At 62.6% G+C, this 1,216-nt stretch carries 1 protein-coding gene; it reads left to right on the forward strand.

Translation table 11 applies throughout. The features are described from left to right. Nucleotides 1-150: 150 nt before the first annotated feature. Nucleotides 151-1,071, forward strand: coding sequence for a biphenyl-2,3-diol 1,2-dioxygenase (bphC, locus tag QM600_RS29400; protein ID WP_283265302.1), 921 nt, complete (start codon nt 151-153; stop codon nt 1,069-1,071). Nucleotides 1,072-1,216 lie beyond the last annotated feature (145 nt).

The raw sequence follows: 1,216 nt of genomic DNA on the forward strand, positions 1-1,216 counted from the left end.
GTGACGCTCACGCAGGTCTGTCGCACGCAATCCACGTGCCCGGATCGATCTTCCATGCGTCGACGCTGACGCAGCTCGGTGGCGAGCCGCAGGGCATCCACCGCTCGATGATCTGATTCACTCCCCTTCACCAACTTAGGACGGTTAGGCATGACTGAAATTCGGGGCCTGGGATATCTCAGGATCCAAACGCAGGACGTGGCTCGCTGGCGCGAGCTTGTGGTCGACGGACTCGGCCTTGCAGTGGGCAGTGGCCCGGAAGAGGACGGACTTTACCTCCGCCTCGACGAGCGTCGTAGCCGCCTGATCGTCCTGCCGGGTGAGTCGGACAAGGCACTCGCCGTTGGCTGGGAGGTGCGAGATCAGTTCGCGCTTCAGCGTGTTCGCGAAGCAGTCGAGAAGGCCGGTATCGAGGTCGACGTTCTCTCCGACGTCGATGCCAGCTACCGCGACGCCGAAGAGGTCATCGCGTTCAACGATCCCAACGGCAACCGCGTCGAGGTCTTCTTCGGACCGGTCCTCGATCACAGCCCGCTGGTCACCCCGCACGGTGGACGTTTTGTCACCGGCGATCAGGGCCTCGGTCACGTGGTTCTTCCGGTTACGAAGTTCGACGAGGCCCACGCCTTCTATACCGAGGTGCTCGGCTTCCTGCCGCGTGGCTCCATCCGCCTCGGTGGCATCGATGCACCGATGCCGGCGCGACGCGTCCGGTTCATGGGTGTCAATGCCCGCCACCACAGCCTGGCTCTGTGCCCGGCGCCGCCGGTGGACGAGCCCGGTTTGGTGCACCTGATGATGGAGGCCGAGACTCTCGACGCCGTCGGTCAGGCGCTCGATCGTGTTGCGAAGCTCGGCTTTACGATCTCCTCCACGTTGGGTCGACACACGAACGACAAGATGGTCTCGTTCTACGTGCGCGCTCCGGGCGGCTGGGACCTCGAGTTCGGTTGCGAGGGCATGGCTGTCGACGAAACGTATTACACCGCTGAGGAAATCACAGCGGACAGCTACTGGGGCCATGACTGGTCTGCAAGCGAACCGCTTGCGGCCTTCACGCCCAAGAGCTAGCTTCCACAGACAAAAAGCTCGGCCCTGACTTTCGAGTCGGGGCCGAGCTTTTTGTTGTCACTGATCAGGAAGCTGCTGCAGCCAAACCGATTTCGAGGTCGGCGAGGATGTCGTCGATACCTTCGATACCGACAGCGAGACGCAC

Origin of the sequence: Rhodococcus sp. IEGM 1379 (assembly GCF_030056815.1) — a bacterium.
Taxonomy (GTDB): Bacteria; Actinomycetota; Actinomycetes; order Mycobacteriales; family Mycobacteriaceae; genus Rhodococcus_F.